This is a genomic window from Vibrio sp. 03-59-1 (genome assembly GCF_013114135.1).
Lineage (GTDB): Bacteria > Pseudomonadota > Gammaproteobacteria > Enterobacterales > Vibrionaceae > Vibrio > Vibrio cortegadensis.
Genome location: NZ_VTYA01000057.1, coordinates 1 through 1803, shown reverse-complemented (window position 1 = coordinate 1803; position 1803 = coordinate 1). Strand labels below are relative to the sequence as shown.

At 35.9% G+C, this 1803-nt stretch carries 2 protein-coding genes; one reads left to right on the top strand and one right to left on the bottom strand.

Annotated elements, in window-relative coordinates; genetic code table 11:
• Positions 1-130: 130 nt before the first annotated feature.
• On the bottom strand, positions 131-334 hold the full coding sequence (locus F0249_RS19820; RefSeq protein ID WP_171757622.1) for a hypothetical protein: 204 nt from the start codon (positions 332-334) through the stop codon (positions 131-133).
• 186 nt (positions 335-520) lie between these two features.
• Here F0249_RS19820 and F0249_RS19815 point away from each other — a divergent pair.
• Positions 521-1803: phage/plasmid replication protein, II/X family (locus F0249_RS19815; RefSeq protein WP_171757621.1), on the top strand; the 1283-nt coding region annotated here is incomplete at its 3' end.

The window sequence follows — 1803 nt, the reverse complement described above, 5'->3', positions numbered from 1 at the left end:
CCTCAAAAACTCGACGTTTGACGACGAAAAAGGACGGCGAAGACTGAGCAAGGACGTTGAGGAGGAATCGGAGAGTACACTATCTTTAATAGTGTACTCTTGTCCGGATTTCGGAAAAACCATCTGCTTTTTAATGGTCTTTGAGTTTTAGTTGTCCGTTTTCATTTAGCTCTACTTGTATCTTTCCATCCGCGAATTGCATCAGTAAAAAGTGAACTATGTCAGGTTCTCTAACAAAATCTTTCTTTTCCATTGTTAGTTCAAATGATCTTGTTTTCAGTGCTTCGGCCTCAATTGGTTTTATTCTTACGTTTTCTATTAAAGTCTTTTTCATCAGTAACTTACCTTTTTATCTTGTTTCATAACTGACGGTTATCGATTGTGATTTGTTTCTTTTTATTTTTGTTCTCGATCATATAGAAAAGAATAGTCTATACAACAGCACTGTTGACATGAAATATGTATACATTATACGCTTGGTTCAAATGTTATTTGCCAACTGTATACAAAGTGAGTTTTTATGATTGATAAGCTTAAGATCTCTATCCCGTTTAAGCGTGAGTTTGTTGTAAATACTCGTGTTTCAAAAACAGGTGAGTGTATTGAGTATGTAGACATCATTGAATGCTCACTTCGCGGTATAGGCTTGGAGGCTAAGTCAGTTCATTACGTGGGTGACGCTTTAGATAATCGTTATGAGGTTTCTGATTTACGTCATCCTTATGAGTCTTTACCAACTCACTTCACGGGTATGGCTTGTAAGATTTTTCAAGGCACAATTTGGCGCTCTCCTTGTATTGAGTTGAAATGTTCTCCTGCAAAAATTATTCAAGGGCATAACGTTTTTGGTTCAACATCAATTGCGCTTGGTTCGGATGAAATGCTTGCTGCTTTAAATGAAACTTATCCTTCTGTTTATGACATGCTTGATATTCCTAACGCGACACTTGATGCTATCGATGCAACATATTCAGCTCGTGTAAAAAACGATCTTCAAGCAAAGCAAGTAATTCAGTGTTTGAAAAATGTCTCTAATAATCAGATGCGTAAAAGTGTTCGTAATGAGCATGAAACGACTTGTTACTTTACTCAAGGCTCTCGACATTGTGACCGAAAAGTTTATTTAAAATATCCAGAGTTCAATAGTCAGCTTTCAAGGCTTCGTGCAATTCAAGCAACTGGTATTACAGAATATGATCGCGTTATTGACGTTATGTCTAATCCTCATTTAATTAATTTTGCTCGTAATCTTGCGCGTTTTGAGGCGGGTGCGCATCGTCGCTATCTTGATGCAATGGGAATTCCTAAAAAATTATATCCAGCAATTAAATATCAATACGAATATGAAAAAGACGGTAAATCACTAATACAAGACATTTGGTTAAAAGCATTTGCACCATTATTTCAAGCTTTGGAGGGACAGAGAATGAATATTTTTGATGATGAAGAAGTCCATAAGAAACTTAAACAGGTTTATTTTCGTACAACTCCAAAGGGAAATGTTAGTTATTCGAAAGCGGATAGGGTTTTTCGTTTCTATCGTTCGTTAGTTTCTGATGGTTATGAAGCAGTAAAAGGATCTTATTCATCAACCAGTACTTTTTATGATCATTTAAAAGAATTATTAACTGTCGGTTTCAGTAAGGCTCAAATTCAGAATTTACAAGGGCAGGGTAAAGATAATGTTATTCCTCTCTTACAAGTAATTGATGTTGATTTTTCTAATCAGCGTCCAGATTGGTACGTCGAGCCAGAAGTCGGCATGTTAAGTGAAAAATACGGATTTAATACAGCAAACGTAGT

Bases quoted from the DNA above. Each gene is read 5' to 3' on its own strand.
- F0249_RS19820 (WP_171757622.1), bottom strand. From the start codon at position 334: ATGAAAAAGACTTTAATAGAAAACGTAAGAATAAAACCAATTGAGGCC.